Raw genomic sequence first — 22154 nt, forward strand, 5'->3', positions numbered from 1 at the left:
CTCCGCGCCGCTTTTGGTTCCCTCTCCGGTCAGCGGATAGGATTCTCCAAGGAATCCAGCGCCTCCTCAATTTGGCACGGCTTTTGCGAAGCAGAAGACGGGCTGAACAGAGGGAGGCGTAATGAAACTCGTCATTGCCATCATAAAGCCGTTCAAGCTGGACGAGGTGCGTGAGGCGCTGTCGGGCCTTGGCGTGCAGGGGATGACCGTCACCGAAGTAAAGGGCTTCGGGCGGCAAAAGGGTCAGACCGAGATTTACCGAGGGGCCGAGTACAGCACCAACATGGTTCCGAAGATCAAGATCGAGGTCGCCACGACCGACGATCTGGCGGGTCGGGTCGTCGAGGCGATCCAGCAGTCCGCGAACACCGGCGCCATCGGCGACGGCAAGATCTTCGTCCTCGACGTCGCTCAGGCCGTACGCATCCGCACCGGCGAGACCGACGACGTCGCGCTCTGAGAATAGGGGGAAACATGAAGCTTCACCACAAGCTCGCAACTGGTCTCGGCGCTCTTGCCGTTACCGCGCTGACCGCGATGCCCGCCTGGGCGCAGGAGGCTGCTGAAGCCGCCGCGCCGACGCCCGACAAGGGCGACACCGCCTGGATGATGGTTTCGACCGTTCTCGTCCTCGCCATGATCCTCCCCGGCCTCGCGCTGTTCTACGGTGGTCTGGTCCGCACGAAGAATATGCTGTCGGTCATGACGCAGATCGGTGCTGCAGCCGCGCTCGCGATGATCGTCTGGGTGATCTGGGGCTATACCATGGCCTTTGGTCCCGATGCATCGGATGGCCTGAAGCCGTTTATCTCCAGCTTCGGCAAGCTCTTCCTCGCCGGCATCAATGCCGACTCGACCGCTGCCACCTTCAGCGATGGCGTTGTCATCCCCGAATATGTGTTCGTCTGCTTCCAGATGACCTTTGCCGCGATCACCGTTGCGCTGGTCCTTGGATCGGTGGTCGAGCGCATCAAGTTCTCGGCGGTCATGGTCTTCGCGCTGGTGTGGCTCACCATCGTCTATTTCCCGGTAGCCCACATGGTCTGGGCTGCTGGTGGTCTCTTCTTCGAGATGGGCGCACTGGATTTCGCCGGTGGTACCGTCGTCCACATCAACGCGGGTGTTTCGGCTCTGGTCGCCTGCATCATTCTCGGCAAGCGTATCGGCTACATGAAGGAAGTCATGGCGCCGCACTCCATGACGCTTACTTTCGTCGGCACCGGCCTGCTGTGGGTGGGTTGGTTCGGCTTCAACGCCGGCTCCGCGCTCGAAGCCAATGGTTCGGCTGGCCTCGCGATGATCAACACCTTCGTCGCCACCGCCGCTGCCGGCCTGTCCTGGCTGGTCGTCGAGAAGCTCTTCGGCCACAAGCCTTCGGCGCTCGGCTTCTGCTCGGGCATCATCGCCGGCCTCGTCGCGGTTACTCCGGCCGCGGGCAATTCGGGCCCCTTCGGTGCGATCGTCCTCGGCGCCGTTGCCTCGCTGATCTGCTACATCGCGGTCGCCAAGATCAAGCCGATGCTCGGTTATGACGACTCGCTGGACGCCTTCGGGATCCACGGTGTCGGCGGCATCGTCGGCGCGATCGGCACGGGCATCGTCTATGCCCCGTCGCTCGGTGGTCCGGGTAGTGCCGACTTCTCGATCGGCGGACAGTTGGTGACACAGGTGCTCGCAGTCGCTGCCACCATTGTCTGGGCGGCTGTTGGTACCACGATCGCCATCTTCATCGCCAAGCTGGTCACCGGCCTGCGCGTCAGCCCCGAAGCCGAAGTCGAAGGCCTCGACATCGCGGAGCATGGCGAGCGCGCCTACAACCTCTGATTTCACGAATTGGGGCCGCCCGCAGCGGCGGCCCCTCCGGACGTTCCTCCTGCGAACGCACTTGGGCCGGTGGGGCAACCCTCCGGCCCTTTTTTTGTTCTATCCGTGCAAACACGCGGTGCGGACCCCGGTCCGGTCCCCTACATGTCGGACCAGAGATGATCACAGTTGCCAGTTACAATATCCGCAAGGGCCTCGGCACCGATCGCCGCCGACGTCCGGACCGCATCCTCGACGTGCTGCACGAGGTGAGCGCCGACGTCGTCGCCTTGCAGGAAGCGGACCGCCGTTTCGGCGCGCGACAGAGTGCGCTGCCGACCGACCTGATCGCACAGGGCGAATATAAGGCGGTTCCATTCGATATCCGGCCCGGCGGGATAGGCTGGCACGGCAACGCCATTCTCGTGCGCCACTCGGTCGATATCGTCGACTATGCGCCGATAGACCTGCCCAGGCTCGAGCCGCGCGGCGCGGTGCTGGCGGAGCTTTCCATCGGCGGCAAGCCGCTCCGCATTGTCGGCATGCATCTCGACCTGTCGGGACTGTGGCGCCGGCGGCAGGTTCGTGCAGTGATCGAGCAGGTGCGCGGTCGACCTGCCATGCCCACGGTGCTGATGGGTGATCTCAACGAATGGTCGCTCAATGGCGGTTGCATGCGCGAGTTCGATGACGGGCATCATGTCGTCCCGCTCGGCCGCAGCTATCACAGCCGACGCCCGGTCGGTTGCCTGGACCGGATCATCCTGACCCCCGACCTGCATCTGGTGGCAAGCGGCGTGCACAGCAGCGAGCGTGCCCGGCTGGCGTCGGATCACCTGCCGGTCTGGGCCAAGGTCAACTGGATCGACTGAACGCCGTCCCCGATCGCATCGTCAGCGCGGACCGATCAGCGGCTTGATCGGGGAGATGTCATAGCCGGCAGCAGCGGCCTTGGCGGCAAGCGTATCGGCATCTTCGCCTTCCAGCCCACGCGCCAGCGCCCAGACGAAGGTCGACCGCGTGCCCGACCGACAAAAAGCCAGGACTGGCCCACCGGCTTTCGCCAGCGCATCGCGCATCGCTTCGACCTGGTTGAGCGAGAAGCCGCCATGGGTGATGGGGATGGCGACATAAGCGAGCCCGGCCGCGCGGGCGGCTTCCCGGATCTCGTCGCCCGAAGGCTGGCCCGGCTCTTCCTGTTCCGGGCGGTTGTTGATCACCATGCGGAAGCCCTGCGCGGCGGCGGCCGCGACATCCTCGACGCTGATCTGCGGTGCGACCGAAATGCTGTCGTCGATCTTGCGGAACATGGCGGTCTCCTACTCCCCGTGCGTGCGAATGACGGCGAGGAAATCCTCGCCATAGGTCTCGAGCTTCTTCGCCCCTACGCCCGATATCTGGCCGAGACCAGAGAGAGTCTCGGGGCGGAACGCCGCCATCTCGCGCAGCGTCGCGTCGTTGAAGACGACATAGGGCGGCACGCCCTGCGCGCGGGCAAGGTCGCGGCGCAGTTCGCGCAACTTTTCGAACAGCGGATCGTGCGGATGATCCTCACCCCCACGCTGGCGCCGCTTGCGGCTGCGCTCGGGCGGCAGGACCAGGGGGACCTTGTCCTCGCCCTTCAATATGCCGCGCGCGGCGGGTCCGAAGGACAGGCCGCCATATTCGTCGGCGCGGAGCGCGTCGCGCGCCAGCAAGGCACGGGCAACCGGCTTGATCAGCTTGAGTTCGGCCTCGTCGGCGATCCCGAACACCGACAGCCGGTTGTGCCCGGCCATCAGGATTTTCTCGGTTTCGCGCCCGCTCAGCACGTCGGTCAGGTGGGTGACGCCATAGCGCATCTCGGTGCGGAAGGCGGCGGAGAGCAGCTTCTGCGCGACCACGGTGGCATCGATGCCCGATGGCGGAGCGAGGCAATTGTCGCAATTGCCGCAGTGCTCGGGCGGGTCTTCCCCGAAATGGGCGAGCAGGATGGCGCGGCGGCAGGTCGGTGCCTCGACCAGCATCGCCATGGCGTTAAGCCGCTGGCGTTCGCCCGCGCGGCGGCTTTCCTCTACATCGGTCTCGATCCGGCGGCGCGCCCGGGCGAAGTCCTCGGCGCCCCAGAAAAGCTGAGTGGCCGCTGGCTCTCCGTCGCGGCCGGCGCGGCCGGTCTCCTGATAAAAGGCCTCGATCGACTTGGGCAGGCCGGCATGGGCAACGAAGCGCACGTCGGGCTTGTCGATCCCCATGCCGAAGGCGACCGTCGCAACCATCACCATGTCCTCGGAGGCTACGAAGGCCTTCTGGTTGGCAGCGCGGATCGCGGGATCGAGGCCAGCATGATAGGCTCGCGCCGACCGCCCCGCCGCCGAGAGCTGCGCCGCCAGCCGCTCGGTCGCATCGCGGGTCGGGGCATAGACGATGCCGGGGCCCGGATTGTCGTCGATGAAGCTGGCGATCTGCCGGGACACGCCATCGCGCGGGGTGATGCCATAGCGGATATTGGGCCGGTCGAAGCCGGCGAGGATCAGCCCGTCACGGTCGATGCCCAACTGCGCAAGGATGTCGTCGCGGGTGTGCCGGTCGGCGGTCGCGGTCAGCGCCAGCCGGGGCACGTCGGCGTGCGCATCTAGCAGGCCGCGCAGCAGGCGATAGTCGGGGCGGAAGTCGTGGCCCCATTCGGACACGCAATGCGCCTCGTCGATCGCGACCAGCGCGAGCGGGATCTGCGCGATCAGTCGGCGAAAGCCGTCGGACGACACCCGTTCGGGCGCGACGTAGAGGAGGTCGAGCGATCCCGAGCGCAGCCGGTCGATCGTCTCGTCGCGATTGTCGTCGGCCGAGGTGAGGGCGGCAGCCCTGATCCCGGCGGCTTCGGCCGAGCGCACCTGATCGTGCATCAGCGCGATCAGCGGTGAAATGACGAGGCCGGTACCCGGTCGGCAGAGCGCGGGGATCTGATAGGTGAGCGATTTGCCCGCGCCGGTCGGCATCACCGCCAGCGTGCCGAGCCCGGCCATCACCCGATCGATCACATCCGCCTGGCGCCCTCGGAACTGCGCATAGCCGAAGGTCTGTTGCAGGGCTTCCAGCGGGGTTGGCATGGCGGTCTTCTACTGGGCTGGGGGCTCAGGTCAAACCCGCCGTCTCAGGCCGCCTCGCGCTCCTCGGACTCGCTCGCCTGGCGCATCCACATTTCGGCATAGAGGCCGTCGCGCGCCATGAGATCGGCATGCGTGCCGCGCTCGACGATCTGCCCCGCTTCGAGGACGACGATCTCGTCCGCATGGACGATCGTCGACAGGCGGTGCGCGATGACGATCGTCGTGCGCCCCTGTTCGACATTGCGCAGGGTCGACTGGATATCGGCCTCGGTCCGGCTGTCGAGCGCGCTGGTCGCCTCGTCCAGGATCAGGATCGCCGGGTTCTTGAGCAGGGTCCGCGCGATGGCGACGCGCTGCTTCTCACCCCCCGACAATTTCAACCCGCGTTCGCCGACCTTGGTGGCATAGCCCTGCGGCAACGACAGGATGAACTCGTGGATAGAGGCACCGCGCGCCGCCGCCTCGATCTCCGTCTGGGTCGCGCCCTCGCGGCCATAGCCGATATTATAGCCGATCGTGTCGTTGAACAGGACGGTGTCCTGCGGAACGATACCGATCGCGCGACGCAGCGAATCCTGCGTCACCCCGGCGATGTCCTGATCGTCGATCAACACCCGGCCGCTGCTGATATCGTAGAAGCGGTAGAGAATCCGGGCGAGCGTCGACTTGCCGGCACCCGAGGGCCCGACGACCGCCAGCGTACCGCCGGCCGGAATCCGCAGGTCGATCCCTTTCAGGATCGGCCGCTCGGGATCATAGGCGAAATGGACGTCGTCGAACCGCACCATGCCGCCCTGCACCGACAGCGCGGGGGCACCTGGCCGGTCGACCACCTCGGCGGGGGTGTCGATCAGGCGGAACATCGCCTCCATATCGATCAGACCCTGCCGGATTTCGCGATAGACCATGCCGAGCAGGTCGAGCGGACGGAACAGCTGCATCAAGATCGTGTTCACGAAGACGACGTCGCCGGGGGAGAACCAGCCCCGGCTCCAGCCATAGACGCTATAGCCCATGGCGCCCGCCATCATCAGGTTGGTGATCAGCGCCTGGCCGACGTTGAGCAGGGCCAGCGAAGTCTCGTTGCGCGTCGCAGCCGTCGCATAGGCCGCCACGGCGCGGCCATAATTCTCGGTCTCGCGCCGCTCTGCGCTGAAATATTTGACGGTCTCGTAATTGAGCAGGGAGTCGACAGCCCGGGCCGAGGCGCGCGTGTCGGATTCTACCATCTCGCGCCGCATCTTGGCGCGCCATTCGGTCATCTTCTGGGTGAAGACGGTATAAGCGGCGATCGCCAGCAGCGTCGCGACGACCAGTTCGATGCCGAATTTGAAGAAGAAGATCAGGCAGACCGCAGTCAGCTCGAAGATCGTCGGGCCGATGTTGAACAGCAGGAAATAGAGCATCGTGTCGATGCTCTTGGTCCCGCGTTCGACGATCTTGGTCAGCGCGCCGGTGCGCCGTTCGAGATGATAGCGCAGCGACAGGCGGTGCAACTGCCCGAACACCTCGACAGACAGCCGGCGGGCCGCATCCTGCCCGACCAGCTCGAAGATGGCATTGCGCAGATTGTCGAACAGCACACCGCCGAAGCGGGCTCCCGCATAGGCCGCGACCAGCGCGAGCGCGATCATAACGCCGGGCTCGAACCCCGGCGCCATCCGGTCGACCACTGCCTTATAGGCAAAGGGCATCAGCAGGACCGCTCCCTTGGCCGCGAGCACCATGATCATGGCAATGACCACGCGAAGCCGCAGCATCGGCGCATCCTTGGGCCACAAATAGGGCAGGAAGCGTTTCAGTGTCGCCCATCCCTGTTCGGGGGCGGCGGTGGAGGCGGAAAAATGATCGGGAGGCATCGGATAGGAAGATAGGATGCCCAAGCGTTTCAGGGAAGGCCGCCGCACTGGCAATCTTGCACGCGAAGCAACTTCATACAAAGGTAAGGATGACGATCGCATTAGGTGCAATCGGACGCGCTATGTCGCGAAAGGACGATATGTTTCTGCAATTGGTTTATATCAGTACAGCCCGATCGACCCTGGAGTTGTCGGACGTCGAGTCCATTTTGCAGACCTCGCGTCGGCGCAATGCGGTCGATGGCGTGACCGGCCTGTTGATCTTCGACGGCAAGCGCTTTTTGCAGGCGCTGGAAGGGCCTGCAGATCAAGTCGCCCGGACTTATGAGAGAATTCAGGGCGATCCGCGCCATCGTGCGGTCGTGCAGCTCAACCGCGCAGAGGTGAGTGAGCGCCAGTTCGGCCCCTGGGCGATGGCGAGCCAGGTCGTCGGGCCCATCATGGGTACGGGGTCGATGATCGAGCAGGTCGACCAGCTGACCGACATGATCGAGGATCCCAATATCAAGGCGACACTGCGCAGCTTCGCGCGGGTGCGCGGATCGGCCTGACCGCAAACCACGACTGGGTAAGGAAAAGGGGCGAAGCCGCGACCGGCTCCGCCCCTTTTTCTGTTCCAGAGGATCGGGGTGTCGAGCGTCAGGCCGCTTCCCGCAGCCTGAAATCCGACCGCGCGTTGCGGTTGTCGATCGTGAAGCGTCCCATCTGCTGCGCCAGCTGATCGGCCTCCTGGCCGAGGCTGTAGGCCGCAGCGGTCGCTTCTTCGACCATCGCGGCATTTTGCTGGGTCACCTGGTCGAGCTCGTTCATCGCGACATTGATCTCGGACAGACCGGTCGCCTGGGAGTCGGATGTCGCGGCGATCGCCCGGACGACCGTCGTGATGTCGCCGATCTTCGCGATGATCTTCTGCTGCGCGTCACCGGCCTGTGCGACCAGGCGGGCGCCTTCGTTCACCTCGCGGCAGCTTGCGACGATCTTGGCGGCGATATCCTGTGCCGCATCGGCGGACCGCTGGGCCAGCGCGCGGACCTCCGATGCGACGACTGCGAAGCCCTTGCCCGTCTCGCCGGCGCGCGCCGCTTCGACTCCGGCATTGAGCGCCAGCAGATTGGTCTGGAAGGCGATGCCTTCGATGACACTGATGATCTCCGATATCTCGCGTGAGGAGCGTTCGATTCCGTTCATCGACGCGGTGGCAGCGTGGACGATGCCTTCGCTTTCGGTTGCCTGGCTCTGTATGTCGCCGACCAGTGTCGCCGCCTTGCGCGCTTCGTCGGCCGATTGCGCCACCGAGGTCGACAATTCCGTCAGTGCGGCGCTGGTTTCTTCCAGACTCGCAGCCTGCCTCTCGGTCCGGAAGGACAGGTCGTCGGATGCGCGGCGGATTTCCTGCGATCCCGTTCGCACCCCGTCGCTCGCCGACGACAGCGCCTCAAGCGTTTCGGCGAGGCTGTCGATCGTCCGGTTGAGGTCGGTACGCAGCGCTTCGAATTCCTGCGGAAAGCGATGGTTGATCCGGCACCGCAGATCGCCGTCCGCCAGTCGGCGCAGCGAATCCCCGACATCCTTCACGACATGGCGCTGCGCCTCGGCGAAAGTCTGCATATGCTCTTCCGACGCCCGCAGATTCTCCGCATTGCTGCGGAAGATTTCCATGGCTGCTGCCATGCGGCCCACACAGTCGCCATGATCGCGAAACGCGATCGGCGTGGCGAGATCCCCATCGGCCAGCCCCTCCATGCGGACCACCGTCGTGACATAGGGGTCGCAGATCAGCGCCTTGGCATAGAGCGCCGTCGCCAGCGTCATCACAGCCCCGACGCCGAGGACCAGCATGGCCGCCCAGATATGGGTCGGGCCGAGCAGCATGACGCCAAGCCCCGTCGCGGCAGTACAGATCAGGAAGGCGCAGATCAGAACATCGAATTTTTGTCGGATGGGCGCGTTCTTCGCGAACCAACGGATCATGATACATCTCCGGCGATCGTTTCGTGAACGCCGTACAACCCACCCCGTCACACGGCAGGTCGACCTAAGACCAAAGTCGTAAAGGCTTCCTTTCAAAGCTACGTAGTTTTACGCAAAAAACTGCAAATTCGCACCAAAATGGACCTATTTCCGATCCGGACGGGCGGTTAGGCCTCTGGTGGTGTCAAAGTGCCGGTGATCCGGATTCCGGCGCCGTCCACCCGATAGGTCTTGTTCAGGAAGATCAGGATCGACGTCATCGCTTCGGCTGCAGCCGAGTTGACCAGAGCCCCACCATGGAGGCCGCGCAGTCCCATCGCATCCGCCAGCGCGACGACCTCTCCGCGGGCGTCCTTGTCGTCGCCGAATACCAGCACGTCGCAGCCGATGTCGGCATCGGAAGCGAGCTTGTGCGCGGCGACATTGTGAAAGGCAGACACGAGGCGCACGCCTTCGCCCAACAGGCCTGCTGCGCGCACGGCCGCACTGCCCTCTGGCGGCATCTGCACGCGCATGACCTTCGGGGGGACGAGCGGGACGGTGGTGTCGACGACGATCTTGCCCGCCACATGCGGCGCGATCTCGGCCAACGTGGCGTCCTGGGCGGCAAATGGAACGGCGACGATCACGATGTCGCCTGCCGTCGCAGCGTCGGCGTTGCTGTCGGCAGCTTCCACGCCCAGTTCGCCTGCGGTCGCGGCAGCCCTGGCCGGATCGCGCGACCCCAGGATCACGCGATAGCCGGCGCGGCCGAGGCGGTAGGCGATCGCGGCACCCAGCTTGCCGGTGCCGCCGACTATGGCGATCGATGGGGTCGAGGTCATGGCTGATACTCCAGAGAGGCAGAGCGTCGCTCTTCGACGCGATCATAGCAGGTGGTGCGTTGCGCGATGGTCCGTCCGGCTGTGTGGGCGAGCGCGATCATCGCTTCGCGGTCGAGGCATTGTCCATTGGCACCGCCTGCCGCACGGGTGATCGACTCGTCCATCAGGACCCCGCCCAGGTCGTTCACTCCGCAATCCAGCAGTCGGCGGACGCCGTCGGCGCCGAGTTTCACCCAGGACGCCTGGATGTTGGGGATGACCGGGTGGAGGACGATCCGGGCGACCGCGTGCATCAGCAGCGTCTCGCGCCAGGACGGACCCGACCGGGCCAGGCCCTTGCGCCAGATCGGCGCTTCCATATGGACGAAGGGCAGGGGAACGAACTCGGTGAAGCCGCCCGTCTCGGTCTGCAGCGCGCGGACCCGGATCAGGTGACCGGCCCAATGCTCGTAGCGGTCGACATGGCCGAACATGATCGTGGCCGTGCTGCGCAGGCCGACGCCATGGGCGGCGCGCATCACCTCGAGCCAGGCGTCGGCGCTCAGCTTGTCGGGGCAAAGGATCGCCCGGACCTCGGGGGCGAGGATTTCGGCGGCAGTGCCGGGCAGGGTCGACAGGCCCTCGGCGCGCAACCGCGCCAGATAATCCTGCACGGGCAGGCCGAGCGTCTCGGCGCCATGGCTGATCTCCAGCGGGGAGAAGGCATGGATGTGGATATCGGGCGCGGCGGCCCGGACCGCCCGGACGATGTCGACATAGGTCCGCCCGTCAAAGGCGGGGTGGATGCCGCCCTGCAGGCAGACTTCGGTCGCACCCCGATCCCAGGCTTCGGCTGCGCGACGTCCGACCTCGTCGAGATCGAGGCGATAGGCGGGGCCGCGCTCGGATCGCGTCGATCCCTTGGAAAAAGCGCAGAAGCCGCATTTGTATAGACATATATTGGTGTAGTTGATGTTGCGGTTGACGACATAGGTGACGGTCTCGCCGACGGCCTGCCGGCGCAGCTGGTCGGCGGTTGCGAGGACCGCGTGCAGGTCGCCGTCTTCCGCCCCGAACAGCGCCGTGATGTCGGCGTCTCCAAGCATCTCGCCCGAAGCTGCCCTGCCCAGCACTGCGTCGATCCGCCGGCTGCGCCCGCGCCGGCTGCGGGGCAAGGCGGGCGGCGTCTCCCCCGTACCGGGCGCCCAGTCCTCGGTCCGTGGCAGGCCCCGGCCGTCGATGGCGCGACGGATGCGCGGGGCCAGCGCCGGATCGGCCCAGCGATCGACGTCGAGTGCGTGGCGCGGGCCGATTGCCAGCCGCTCGCGCAGGCTGCGCCCGGCGCGCGCCGTCGCCTCCGCCAGCGCGTCGAGGTGCGGCCAGGGCTTTTCGGGGTTCACATGGTCCGGGGTCACCGGCGACACCCCGCCCCAATCATTGACGCCTGCGCCGATGAGAGCTGCGAGCGCGACCTCGTCGTGCAGGTTCGGCGGTGCCTGGATCGTCATCGCCCCGCCGAGGATCAGCCGCGCGGCGGCGATCGTCCACAGATGGTCGTCGAGCGAGGGCTCAGGGTGCCTTGCCATGCGCGTCCCCGGCTTCGCCCGGAAATTCTGGACGATCACCTCCTGGATGTGGCCGTAGCGTGCATGGAGGTCGCGGATCGCGACCAGCGTTTCGATCCGCTCGCGCCGCGTCTCACCGATGCCGATCAGCAGACCGGTGGTGAAGGGGATGGATGCCTTGCCGGCCTCCTCGATCGCGGCAAGGCGCGCGGCGGGGCGCTTGTCGGGGGAGCCGAAATGCGGACCGCCGCGCTCGCAGAGGCGGTCGGCGCTGCTTTCCAGCATCAGGCCCATCGATGCGGCAACCGGGCGCAGCGCGGCATAATCGGCGGCGTCCATCAGGCCCGGGTTCAGATGTGGCAGCAGTCCGCTTTCCGCCAGCACCATCGCCGCCATGTCGCGCAGATAGTCGAGCGTCGACCGATGCCCGCTCGCCGCCAGCGCCTCGCGCGCCGCCGGATAACGGTCCTCGGGCCGGTCGCCCAGCGTGAACAGCGCTTCCCGGCACCCGGCGGCGACGCCCGCACGGGCGATCTCGCGGATTGTCTCGGGGCTCAGATAGGCGGGGCCGGCCTTGGCCGGTGTCGTGGCGAATGTGCAATAGTGGCAGACGTCGCGGCACAGCCGGGTGAGCGGAATGAAGACCTTGCGCGAATAGGTGACGACCGGGCCCTGCGCCTCGAGCGTTGCCGCTTCGGCCATCGCCATCATGGTCGCCAGCGGCAGGACGGCCAGACGGTCGTCCCATTCGGCTGCGTTGGCACGGCCTTCGCTGCTGCTCCTCACATCCTCGCCCATGCTTGCTCGTCGGAGCCCCGGCCGCGCTTTTGCGCCATTCCGGTGCCTGCGTCAGTGCTGGGGGAGGGCGGGAAGCCTTGTCAACCGCGCGCCGGAGCGAACCGGCGCGCGGGATCATCTGGTGAGCGGGCGCGGTATCGTCGGGCTGCGGCGATACCCGTGGAGGCCTATTCGATCGTCTCGGCAAGCTCGCGGTTGAGCCACAGCGCGACGAGCGTCGCAGCGGCGCCCGACAGCAGATAGGTGCCTGCCGACAGCAGGCCGAACTGGCTCGCGAGGACGAGCGCGGCGAGCGGCGCGAAGCCGGCGCCGAACAGCCAGGCGAGGTCCGACGTCAGCGCCGATCCCGTGTAGCGGTGGCGCGGCGAGAAGCGTGAGGACAGCGCGCCCGAAGATTGGCCGAAGGACAGGCCGAGCAGAACGAAGCCGAGCAGCATGAAGATCGTCTCGCCGGTTTCGCCGGCATCGAGCAGCTGGGGGGCGAAGCCGCTGAACACGGCGATGGCAGCGGCCGATGCGCCGAGCACGGTACGGCGGCCGAAGCGGTCGGCGAGATAGCCCGAAGCGACGATGGCGGCGATGCCGAAGCAGGCGGCGACCGCTTCGATCAGCAGGAAGCGGGTGGGGCTGTCCTCGGTGAACAGGAACACCCAGGACAGCGGGAAGACAGTGACCATGTGGAACATGGCGAAGCTGGCGAGCGGAGCGAAGGCGCCGAGCGTGATCGTCCGCCATTCGGTGCGCGCGGTTTCGAGCAGGGGCGCGGGCTGCAGTTCGCGGCGTTCGAACAACGTGTCATATTCGGGCGTCACGACGATGCGCAGGCGGGCGAACAGCGCCACCACGTTGATCGCGAAAGCCACGAAGAAGGGGTAGCGCCAGCCCCAGGCGAGAAAGTCCTGCGCCGGCAGCGAAGCGATCAGGAAGGTGAACAACAGGCTCGCCACGACCAGGCCAATCGGCGCGCCCAGCTGCGGGATCATCGCATACCAGCCGCGCTTCTTCTCGGGCGCGTTGATGGCGAGGAGGGAGGCGAGGCCATCCCACGATCCGCCCAGCGCGACACCCTGCCCCATGCGGAACAGCGCGAGGAGGAGGGCGGAGCCGTGGCCGATCGTCTCATAGCCGGGCAGGAAGGCGATGGCCGCCGTCGACCCGCCGAGCAGGAACAGCGCAATCGTCAGCTTGGCACCGCGCCCGTAGAGCCGGTCGACATTGGTGAAGATCAGCGTTCCCACCGGCCGCGCGGCGAAGGCCAGCGCGAAGATGGCGAAGGAATAGAGCGTGCCCGTCAGCGCATCGACATAGGGAAAGACGAGGCTCGGAAAGACCAGCACCGAGGCGATCGCATAGACGAAGAAGTCGAAAAATTCGGAGGTGCGGCCGATGACCACGCCGACCGCTATCTCGCCCGGCGCCACCTTGTGGTGGCCGCCGTGAAGGCTGCGGGCATCGCGCTCCGCGGTCGTGCCGTTGATCGACTGCGCACTCATCCTTCGACTCCTCGGGGTGCCGCGACCGGACACCAGCAGGCCATGATCCATGCTCCCGCGAATCGCTCCGCCGGACGTCCGCTTATCGGTCATTGATCCTGCGCAAAGGGATTGGACAAAATGTCCTATGTGCGTCGCAGCAGCACCGTCCTACCTGCGCCTCATGTCCGAACGATCGCGCCGACTCACCGTCCTCTGGCAGATTTCCAAGCGTCTGCCGCTGGTTTCCGCTGCGGCACTCCTGTCGGGGTGCAACATGGTCGTGCTCAACCCCGCTGGCGATGTTGCAATGCAGCAGGGGCGGCTGGTCGTCATGTCGACCCTGTTGATGCTGCTGATCATCGTGCCCGTGATCGCGCTGACGCTGCTCTTCGCGTGGAAATATCGCTCGGCCAACAAGGAGGCGCGCTACGAGCCGGACTGGGACCATTCGACCCATCTCGAACTGGTCATCTGGTCGGCGCCGCTGCTGATCATCATTTGCCTCGGCGCGCTGACCTGGGTGGGAACGCACTTGCTAGATCCCTGGCGCCCGATCTCGCGGACCGCGCCGGGCAAGCCCGTCGCCGCCGAGGTCCGGCCGCTCGACGTTCAGGTCGTCGCGCTCGACTGGAAATGGCTGTTCATCTATCCCGAACAGGGCGTCGCCACGGTCAACGAACTGGCGCTGCCGGTCGATCGCCCGGTCCGCTTCCGCATCTCCGCCTCCTCGGTAATGAACAGCTTCTACGTGCCGGCGCTCGCTGGACAAATTTATGCGATGCCCGCGATGGAAACGAAGCTCCACGCGGTGCTGAACACGGCGGGCACCTACGAAGGCTTCTCGGGCAATTACAGCGGTGCCGGCTTCTCGACTATGCGCTTCCGCGTGAAGGGCCTGAGCGAGCATGATTTTGCGGCCTGGGCCGAGGCCGCACGCCGGGCGCCCGTGCGCCTCGACCGTGCAACCTATCTGAAGCTCGAGCGGCCCAGCGAGCGCGAGCCGGTGCGTCATTATGCCGCGGTCGAGCAGGGCCTGTTCGACGCGGTCGTCAATCTCTGCGTCGAGCCCGGCAAGATGTGCATGCGCGACATGATGGCGATCGACGCGCGCGGCGGCATGGGGCTGGCCGGCATCCACAATGTCCGTGCGCTCGAATATGACAAGTTCGCCGGCCGGGGCACGGTTCCCTTCGCCACGACGGCGCAGCCGATGATGGTGGCTGCGACCTGCGTCCCGATGAAGCCGCGCGAGCAGGCGGAGGAGGCCGTCAAGCTGACCAGCCTGGCACCGCTGAAGGGCTTCAACCTCAGCCGCCCCGGCGCTTCGTCGCCGCTGCTGACGCTGGCTGGCAACACCACCCTGTCCGCGCCGCGTCGCGCGTCCTGATCACCGGGAAAGAGAATATGACGTCCGCTCCCACACCGATCGATCCGATCTTCGGGCGGCTTTCGCTCGACGTGCTGCCGCTGCACGAGCCGATCGTCGTCGCTACCTTCGTCGCGGTCTTGATCGGCGGCGCGGCCGTGCTCGGCCTGATCACGCGCTACCGGCTCTGGGGCTGGCTGTGGCGCGACTGGTTCACCAGCGTCGACCACAAGAAGATCGGCATCATGTATATGGTGCTCGGCCTGATCATGTTCCTGCGCGGCTTCGCCGATGCGATCATGATGCGCCTCCAGCAGGCGATGGCCTTCGGTGGGTCCGAGGGATATCTCAACGCGCATCATTACGACCAGATCTTCACCGCCCATGGCGTGATCATGATCTTCTTCGTGGCGATGCCCTTCGTCACCGGTCTGATGAACTATGTCGTGCCGCTGCAGATCGGCGCGCGCGACGTGTCCTTTCCCTTTCTCAACAATTTCAGCTTCTGGATGACGGCGGCGGGCGCGGGTCTGGTCATGTGCTCGCTGTTCGTCGGCGAGTTCGCGCAGACCGGCTGGCTCGCCTATCCACCGCTGTCGGGCATCGCCTACAGTCCCGCGAGCGGTGTCGACTATTATATCTGGGCGCTGCAGATCGCGGGCGTCGGCACGACATTATCGGGCATCAACCTCGTCGTGACGATCCTGAAGATGCGCGCGCCGGGCATGACGATGATGAAGATGCCGGTGTTCACCTGGACGTCGCTCTGCACCAATGTGCTGATCGTCGCCTCCTTCCCGGTGCTGACCGCCGTTCTCGCGCTGCTCAGCCTCGACCGCTATGTCGGCACCAACTTCTTCACGAACGACTTCGGCGGCAGCCCGATGATGTACGTGAACCTGATCTGGATCTGGGGTCACCCCGAGGTCTACATCCTGATCCTGCCGCTGTTCGGCGTCTTCTCCGAGGTCACCTCGACCTTCTCGGGCAAGAAGCTCTTCGGCTACACGTCGATGGTCTATGCGACGATCGTCATCACGATCCTGTCCTACCTCGTCTGGCTGCATCACTTCTTCACCATGGGATCGGGCGCCAGCGTCAACAGCTTCTTCGGCATCACCACCATGGTGATCTCGATCCCGACGGGTGCCAAGCTCTTCAACTGGCTTTTCACCATGTATCGCGGGCGCATCCGCTTCGAGTTGCCGATGATGTGGACGATCGCCTTCATGGTGACCTTCACCGTGGGCGGCATGACCGGCGTCTTGCTCGCGGTGCCGCCGGCCGACTTCGTGCTGCACAATTCGCTGTTCCTGATCGCGCACTTCCATAATGTGATCATCGGCGGCGTGCTGTTCGGCCTGTTCGCGGCGATCAACTTCTGGTGGCCCAAGGCCTTCGGCTTCAAGCTCGACGTCTTCTGGGGCAAGATCAGCTTCTGGTGCTGGGTCGTCGGCTTCTGGCTCGCCTTCATGCCGCTCTATGTCCTCGGCCTGATGGGCGTCACCCGCCGGATGCGCGTGTTCGACGACCCCTCGCTCCAGATCTGGTTCGTCGTCGCGGCGATCGGCGCGGTGATCATAGCGGCGGGCATCGGTGCCATGCTGGTTCAGTTCGCGGTCAGCATCTGGAAGCGCGAGGAATTGCGCGACGAGAGCGGCGACCCCTGGAACGCGCGCACGCTCGAATGGGCGACCAGTTCGCCGCCGCCCGACTATAATTTCGCCTTCACGCCGGTGATCCACTCGCTCGACGCCTGGTACGACATGAAGGCGCGGGGCGCGGAGCGTCCGGTGGCCGGCTTCAAGGCGATCCACATGCCGAGCAACACCGGCACCGGCATCATCCTCGCCGGGCTCAGCGCGGTCTGCGGCTTCGCCCTGATCTGGTACATGTGGTGGCTCGCCGGCCTGAGCTTCCTCGCGCTGCTCACCGTCGCGATCGTCCACACCTTCAACTATCGGCGCGATTTCTACATCCCCGTCGAGACCGTCGAGGCGGCCGAAGCGGTGCGGACGCGCCAGCTCGCGGCGCAGGGAGCATGACGATGCAGAATCAGGCCATGACCGCTGCCGGACCGGTGAGCTTCTACGACCTCGACGAGCATGCGCATCCCGAGGGCCACAGCACGATGCTGGGCTTCTGGATCTATCTGATGAGCGACTGCCTCATCTTCGCGATCCTGTTCGCCTGCTATGCGGTGCTCGGCGGCAATCTCGCCGCCGGTCCCGGGCCGAAGGACCTGTTCGACCTGCCGCTGGTCGCGGTGAACACCGCGATGCTGCTCTTCTCGTCGATCACCTATGGCTTTGCCATGCTGGCGATGCAGCGCGGCGCGAAGTCGGCGGTGCTCGGCTGGCTCGCGGTCACCGGCCTTTTCGGTACGGTGTTCCTCGGCATCGAGCTCTACGAGTTCCACCACCTGATCCATATCGGTGCGACGCCACAGCGCAGCGCTTTCCTGTCGGCGTTCTTCACGCTGGTCGGCACGCACGGGCTGCACGTCACCTTCGGCACGATCTGGCTGGTCACGCTGATGGTGCAGGTGTCGCGCCATGGTCTGATCCAGGCGAACCAGCGCCGCCTGATGTGCCTCAGCCTGTTCTGGCACTTCCTCGACGTCATCTGGATCGGCGTCTTCACCTTCGTCTATCTCATGGGAATGCTGCGATGAGCGCCGACCACAGCCCCGTACACGGGCACGCCGATCCGCATCACGGCGAACATGGCGGCAGTGGCCATGGCACGATGCGCGATTATGTCATCGGCTTCCTGCTGTCGGCCCTGCTGACCGCCATCCCCTTCTGGCTGGTCATGGCGCGGCCCTTTCCTGCGGGCGTCACGGCGGCGCTGATCGTCGCCTTCGCAGTGGTGCAGATGGTGGTCCACATGGTCTATTTCCTGCACATGAACGGCAAGTCGGAAGGCGGCTGGACGATGACCGCGCTGGTGTTCACCCTGATTCTGGTGGTGATCATGCTCACCGGGTCGCTATGGGTGATGTACCACCTCAACACCAATATGATGCCGATGCCGCACGATATGAGCCAGATGCCGTGACGATGCGCCGCCCGGCACGGACGGGCGCTGCGCTCGTCCTGCTGGCGCTCGTGCTGGTTTTCGTGGGGCTCGGCGTCTGGCAGGTCCAGCGCCGCGCGTGGAAACATGCGTTGATCGCGACCGTCGAGGGGCGGGTTCACGCCGCTCCGGTGGCGCCGCCCGCGCCGGGCAGGCTTACGTCGCTGGACGTGACCGACCTCGCCTATCTCCGCATTGTGGCGAGGGGCCGCTATCGGCCCGGTGCCGACATATTGGTCCGCGCCGTGAGTGACCTCGGCGCCGGTTATTGGGTAATGACCCCGTTCGATACCGATGCGGGCTTCACCATCCTGGTCAACAGGGGCTTCGTGGCACAGGACGACAAGGGGCGGGCGCACTGGCGCCCCGATGGTGCGGTTGTGCTGACCGGCCTGCTGCGTCCAACCGAACCCGGGGGCGGTTTCCTGCGCGCCAATGATCCGGTGACCGGTCGCTGGTATTCGCGCGACGTGGTCGCAATCGCCCGCGCGGCGAAACTGGGTCCGGTCGCGCCCTATTTCATCGACGCCGACCGCCTGTCGGGCAAGGATGGCCCAGTGGGCGGGCTGACGGTGATCCGCTTTTCGGATAACCATGCCGTCTATGCGCTCACCTGGTTCATCATGGCCCTGATGTCCGCCGCGACTGCTGGGCACCTTTTCCGCCGCCGCCGGGCGGACTGAAGCATGGCGGAAGATGTCCGGCAGGGCTGGCCCAGCGGTGGCGACGACACCGGCCGGCGCAACATGGAGCTTCTGCTCCAGCTGCGATGGATCGCGGTCGGTGGGCAGTTGTTCACGATCGCGGTCGTCCACGGGTTGCTGGACGTTCGGATCCCTCTCGTTCCCCTTCTGGTTGTCCCCGCACTGCTCGCGGCGATCAATCTTGTCAGCTGGCCGCTCATCCAGCGACGCGGCGCGGTCTCCAACGCCGAACTGACGATCGCGCTGCTGATCGACGTGGCGGCGCTCGCCTGGCAGCTTCACCATAGCGGCGGGCTCGACAATCCGTTTACATCGCTGTTCCTGCTGCAGGTCGTGATCGGCGCCATCCTGCTCGAACCCCGCTCGTCCTGGGGTATCGTCGCCGCGACCTTCCTTGCTCTGACCGCGCTGTCGCTCGATCCGCAACCGCTCGAACTTCCGGGGCGCTTCGCGGAGGATCCGATGCACCTCTATCTGCAGGGCAGCGTGGTCTGCTTCGCACTGATCGCGGTGCTGCTCGTGGCCTTCGTCGCGCGGATCAGCCGCAACCTGCGCGACCGCGATTCCTCGCTCGCCAAGGTGCGGCAGCGTGCCGCCGAGGAGGATCATATCGTTCGCATGGGCCTGCTGGCGTCCGGCGCAGCCCACGAACTGGGCACGCCGCTCTCCTCGCTGTCGGTGCTGATCGGCGACCTGAAGCGGATGCCGAAGCTGGCCGACGACCCCGACCTGCGCGAGGATCTGGCCGACATGGATGCCGCCGTGCAGCGCTGCAAGGCGATCGTCAGCGGCATATTGATGTCTGCGGGCGAGGCACGCGGGGTGGCGCCTGCGGTCACGACGATGCGCAGTTTCCTCGACGGCATCGTCGAGGAATGGCGCACCATCCGCCGCGCGGGCGGGATCGATTATGTCGACCGCTTCGGCGAGGATGTGCCGATTGTTTCCGACCCCGCACTCAAGCAGGTGCTGGGCAACATCATCGACAATGCGGCCGACTTCTCGCCCGACTGGGTCGGCATCACCGCGACGCGCGAGCAGGACGCGCTGATCCTGGAGATCGCCGACCGGGGGCCGGGCTTCGCGTCCGACATATTGTCTTCCTTCGGCCAGCCCTATCGATCGACCAAGGGCAAGCCCGGCGGAGGCCTGGGCCTGTTCCTGCTGGTCAACGTCGTGCGCAAGCTTGGTGGCGAGGCGGAGGCGGGCAACCGCGACGGGGGCGGGGCCTATGTGCGCGTGCGCCTGCCGATCGCGGCGCTCGCTTATGGCAAGGAGGCGCGGACATGACCGACCAGAAATTGCTGGTGATCGTCGAGGACGACACCGGCTTCGCCCGCACCCTGAAGCGCTCCTTCGAGCGGCGCGGCTATGGCGTCATCGTCGCGCACAGCCATGAGGAACTGGTCGAGCTGCTCGCGACGCACCGTCCGGGCTTCGCTGTGGTCGACCTCAAGCTGGGCGGCGCATCGGGGCTGGTCTGCGTGCAGACGCTGCGCGCGCTGGACGAGGCGATGAAGATCGTCGTGCTGACGGGCTTTGCCAGCATCGCCACGGCGGTCGAGGCGATCAAGCTCGGCGCCTCCTATTATCTCGCCAAGCCGTCGAACACCGACGACATCGAGGCGGCCTTCGCCAAGACCGAGGGCGATCCCGATGCCGTCGTCGAGGGGCGCCAGTCCTCGATCAAGACGCTGGAGTGGGAGCATATCCACCAGACGCTGGTCGAAACCGACTTCAACATCTCCGAAACCGCCCGCCGGCTGGGCATGCACCGCCGCACGCTGGCCCGGAAGCTGGAGAAGCGGCAGCTTCGCTAGAGTGCGAGGCCGTTGACCGGCACCGCCGCGACGCCATCGGCCTCGAAGCTGGCAATCGGATAGGCGCAATAGTCGGCGGCATAATAAGCGCTCGGCCGATGGTTGCCCGACGCGCCGAGCCCGCCGAACGGCATATTGCCTGCGGCCCCGGTCGTCGGCCGGTTGCGGTTGACGACCCCGGCGCGGCTTTCCTCGACGAAGCGGGTCCACAGGGCTGCGTCGGCGCTGACGAGACCGGCGGACAGGCCATAGACGGTGTCATTGGCCGTGCGGATCGCGGCGTCGAAATCGGGTACCCGGATGATCTGCGCGACCGGCGCGAAGATTTCCTCGTCGGGCAGGGCGATGCCGGTCGTGTCGAGGATGGCGGGCGTGACGAAGGCATCGGAGCGGCCGGGAATGCGGTCGAAGCTGCGGATCGTGCGGGCGCCGGCGGCGACCATCGCCGCGACGCCCTGGCGCGCGCGGTCGGCTGCGGGCGCGGAGATCAACGGACCCATGAAGGCCTCGCCGGCTTCGTCCCAGGCCGCGATCGGGAGCCGGGCCGTCAGCGCTTCCAGAGCTTCCACGATCCGGTCGCCCATCGGCCCCTCGGGCACGATGATCCGCCGTGCGCAGGAGCAGCGCTGGCCGGTCGTGACGAAGGCCGAATTGACGATGATCGAGGCGGCATCCTCGGGCGAATCCCACACGACCAGCGGGTTGTTGCCGCCCAGTTCGAGGGCCATGATCACATGCGGCCGGTCGACCAGCGCGCGTCGCAGCGCCGCGCCGCCCTGCGGCGATCCGGTGAACAGCAGTCCGTCGATATTCGACGCGACCAGTGTGCGCCCCGTGTCGGGGCCGCCCTGGACGATGCCCAGCAGTCCGGCGGGCAGGCCGGCATCCTGCCAGGCAGCCACCATCGCTTCGCCGATCGCGGGGGTCAGTTCGGACGGCTTGAACACCACTGCATTGCCCGCGAGCAGCGCGGGCACGATGTGGCCGTTCGGCAGATGGCCGGGAAAATTATACGGCCCCAGCACCGCCATGACGCCGTGCCCGCGATGGCGCAGGACGGCGCGGCCAAAGGACATGTCGGCCGCGCGCTCGCCCGCGCGCTCGGCCATCGCCGCGATCGATATGTCGACCTTGCCGATCATCGAGCCGATTTCGGCGCGGGTTTCCCACAGCAGTTTGCCGGTCTCGCGCGACAGCAGTTCGGCAAGCGCCTCGCGACGCTCACCGAGTATCGCGGCATAGCGCTTGGCGACCGCAATACGCTCCTCGGCCGGGGCTGCGCGCCATGCGCCCAACGCCGCGCGGGCAGCTGCGACCGCGCGGGCGACGTCGGCCGGGCCGGAGACGGCACCGCGCCAGACGATCGCGCCGCTGGCGGGGTCGGTCGATACCAGTTCTTCCATCATCGTCATCCGTTGCTGATCCTGATCCGGTCGTTGTCGCCGACGCCCAGCGCGCGGGCCGTGTCGGCATCGATCGTCGCGACGTCCTCATGCACCGTCGCATGCGCCTGCACCGCGCGGAAGGCGTCGATGCCGACGGTCGAGAGAAGATGCGGTACCGCGTCGATGTCGGGCGTGCCGATGCCGACGCGAGCGACGCGGCTGGCGCGCAACGTGAGCAGATTGTCGCGGCCGCAGGTCATCGTCGGCCCGCCGTCGAAGATATCGATCAGGCCCGATGCCTCGAACCCCTCGCGCTCCAGCAGCCGCTTCGCCGCCTCGCCGTCGCGGTGGACGCGCCCGATCGCGCGACAGGCCTCGCCGTCGATCAGTTCGACATAGATCGGGTGGCGCGGGGCGAGGTCGAGGATGAACTGGCCGTCG

At 66.2% G+C, this 22154-nt stretch carries 20 protein-coding genes and 1 pseudogene; 12 read left to right on the plus strand and 9 right to left on the minus strand.

Annotation, left to right across the window (positions count from 1 at the left end):
* Nucleotides 1-121: 121 nt before the first annotated feature.
* The 3 genes from KAY22_RS05075 (at nucleotide 122) to KAY22_RS05085 (ending at nucleotide 2675) form a co-directional block, all read left to right on the plus strand.
* Nucleotides 122-460 (plus strand): P-II family nitrogen regulator, encoded by a 339-nt coding sequence (locus KAY22_RS05075; RefSeq protein ID WP_296620740.1) that lies wholly within the window; start codon nucleotides 122-124, stop codon nucleotides 458-460.
* 14 nt (nucleotides 461-474) lie between these two features.
* Nucleotides 475-1824, plus strand: coding sequence for an ammonium transporter (locus KAY22_RS05080; protein ID WP_296620741.1), 1350 nt, complete (start codon nucleotides 475-477; stop codon nucleotides 1822-1824).
* A 158-nt stretch (nucleotides 1825-1982) separates the two neighbouring features.
* Nucleotides 1983-2675 (plus strand): endonuclease/exonuclease/phosphatase family protein, encoded by a 693-nt coding sequence (locus KAY22_RS05085; protein WP_296620742.1) that lies wholly within the window; start codon nucleotides 1983-1985, stop codon nucleotides 2673-2675.
* A gap of 21 nt (nucleotides 2676-2696) precedes the next feature.
* On the opposite strand, the gene KAY22_RS05090 is transcribed toward KAY22_RS05085, so the two are convergent.
* The 3 genes from KAY22_RS05090 to KAY22_RS05100 are packed head-to-tail and all read right to left on the minus strand — an operon-like array spanning nucleotide 2697 to nucleotide 6748.
* Nucleotides 2697-3113, minus strand: coding sequence for a TIGR01244 family sulfur transferase (locus KAY22_RS05090; protein WP_296620744.1), 417 nt, complete (start codon nucleotides 3111-3113; stop codon nucleotides 2697-2699).
* Nucleotides 3114-3122: 9 nt separating this feature from the next.
* Nucleotides 3123-4889 (minus strand): DNA helicase RecQ, encoded by a 1767-nt coding sequence (gene recQ, locus KAY22_RS05095; protein WP_296620745.1) that lies wholly within the window; start codon nucleotides 4887-4889, stop codon nucleotides 3123-3125.
* A gap of 44 nt (nucleotides 4890-4933) precedes the next feature.
* Nucleotides 4934-6748, minus strand: coding sequence for an ABC transporter ATP-binding protein/permease (locus KAY22_RS05100; RefSeq protein ID WP_296620771.1), 1815 nt, complete (start codon nucleotides 6746-6748; stop codon nucleotides 4934-4936).
* A 140-nt stretch (nucleotides 6749-6888) separates the two neighbouring features.
* Here KAY22_RS05100 and KAY22_RS27900 point away from each other — a divergent pair.
* Together KAY22_RS27900 and KAY22_RS27905 are read left to right on the plus strand one after the other, a co-directional pair.
* A pseudogene (locus KAY22_RS27900) lies at nucleotides 6889-7155 on the plus strand (BLUF domain-containing protein); the annotation flags it as partial.
* Complete coding sequence (locus tag KAY22_RS27905) at nucleotides 7136-7207, plus strand: hypothetical protein (protein WP_366514064.1); 72 nt, start codon at nucleotides 7136-7138, stop codon at nucleotides 7205-7207. The pseudogene KAY22_RS27900 and the gene KAY22_RS27905, both read left to right, overlap by 20 nt.
* 180 nt (nucleotides 7208-7387) lie before the next feature.
* Here KAY22_RS27905 and KAY22_RS05110 read toward each other — a convergent pair whose 3' ends face one another.
* The 4 genes from KAY22_RS05110 to KAY22_RS05125 form a co-directional block, all read right to left on the minus strand.
* A complete protein-coding gene (locus tag KAY22_RS05110; protein ID WP_296620749.1) occupies nucleotides 7388-8719 on the minus strand; it encodes a methyl-accepting chemotaxis protein in 1332 nt (443 codons plus the stop codon).
* 167 nt (nucleotides 8720-8886) lie between these two features.
* A complete protein-coding gene (gene npdG / locus KAY22_RS05115) occupies nucleotides 8887-9543 on the minus strand; it encodes an NADPH-dependent F420 reductase (protein ID WP_296620752.1) in 657 nt (218 codons plus the stop codon).
* Nucleotides 9540-11798 (minus strand): 5-amino-6-(D-ribitylamino)uracil--L-tyrosine 4-hydroxyphenyl transferase CofH, encoded by a 2259-nt coding sequence (gene cofH / locus KAY22_RS05120; protein WP_296620774.1) that lies wholly within the window; start codon nucleotides 11796-11798, stop codon nucleotides 9540-9542. Before cofH ends, npdG begins: the two co-directional genes overlap by 4 nt.
* A 254-nt stretch (nucleotides 11799-12052) precedes the next feature.
* Nucleotides 12053-13378 (minus strand): MFS transporter, encoded by a 1326-nt coding sequence (locus KAY22_RS05125; RefSeq protein WP_296620754.1) that lies wholly within the window; start codon nucleotides 13376-13378, stop codon nucleotides 12053-12055.
* 163 nt (nucleotides 13379-13541) lie between these two features.
* Between KAY22_RS05125 and cyoA the strand changes: the two genes are divergently transcribed.
* From cyoA to KAY22_RS05160, 7 genes are read left to right on the plus strand one after another with little or no spacing between them, the layout of a single operon-like run.
* Nucleotides 13542-14747: a ubiquinol oxidase subunit II gene (gene cyoA / locus KAY22_RS05130; protein ID WP_296620777.1), complete on the plus strand. Its 1206-nt coding sequence runs from the start codon at nucleotides 13542-13544 to the stop codon at nucleotides 14745-14747.
* 17 nt (nucleotides 14748-14764) lie between these two features.
* Nucleotides 14765-16771 (plus strand): cytochrome o ubiquinol oxidase subunit I, encoded by a 2007-nt coding sequence (gene cyoB, locus KAY22_RS05135; RefSeq protein WP_296620756.1) that lies wholly within the window; start codon nucleotides 14765-14767, stop codon nucleotides 16769-16771.
* A 2-nt stretch (nucleotides 16772-16773) separates the two neighbouring features.
* Nucleotides 16774-17400: a cytochrome o ubiquinol oxidase subunit III gene (gene cyoC / locus KAY22_RS05140; protein ID WP_296620759.1), complete on the plus strand. Its 627-nt coding sequence runs from the start codon at nucleotides 16774-16776 to the stop codon at nucleotides 17398-17400.
* Nucleotides 17397-17786 carry a cytochrome o ubiquinol oxidase subunit IV gene (gene cyoD / locus KAY22_RS05145; RefSeq protein WP_296620762.1) on the plus strand — a complete coding sequence of 130 codons (390 nt, stop codon included), beginning with the start codon at nucleotides 17397-17399 and terminating at the stop codon, nucleotides 17784-17786. The genes cyoC and cyoD overlap by 4 nt, the downstream gene beginning before the upstream one ends.
* Before the next feature lie 2 nt (nucleotides 17787-17788).
* On the plus strand, nucleotides 17789-18487 hold the full coding sequence (locus KAY22_RS05150) for an SURF1 family protein (protein WP_296620779.1): 699 nt from the start codon (nucleotides 17789-17791) through the stop codon (nucleotides 18485-18487).
* 3 nt (nucleotides 18488-18490) lie between these two features.
* A complete protein-coding gene (locus KAY22_RS05155; RefSeq protein ID WP_296620764.1) occupies nucleotides 18491-19798 on the plus strand; it encodes an ATP-binding protein in 1308 nt (435 codons plus the stop codon).
* On the plus strand, nucleotides 19795-20328 hold the full coding sequence (locus KAY22_RS05160; RefSeq protein ID WP_296620766.1) for a response regulator transcription factor: 534 nt from the start codon (nucleotides 19795-19797) through the stop codon (nucleotides 20326-20328). Before KAY22_RS05155 ends, KAY22_RS05160 begins: the two co-directional genes overlap by 4 nt.
* Here KAY22_RS05160 and astD read toward each other — a convergent pair.
* Nucleotides 20325-21734, minus strand: a complete 1410-nt coding sequence (gene astD / locus KAY22_RS05165) for a succinylglutamate-semialdehyde dehydrogenase (RefSeq protein WP_296620780.1) — start codon at nucleotides 21732-21734, stop codon at nucleotides 20325-20327. The two genes, KAY22_RS05160 and astD, sit on opposite strands and share 4 nt — an antisense overlap.
* Before the next feature lie 2 nt (nucleotides 21735-21736).
* On the minus strand, nucleotides 21737-22154 hold a 418-nt coding region (locus KAY22_RS05170), incomplete at its 5' end, for an arginine N-succinyltransferase (protein WP_296620768.1).

It is taken from the genome of Rhizorhabdus sp. (assembly GCF_018006725.1).
In the GTDB taxonomy this organism is placed as follows: domain Bacteria; phylum Pseudomonadota; class Alphaproteobacteria; order Sphingomonadales; family Sphingomonadaceae; genus Rhizorhabdus.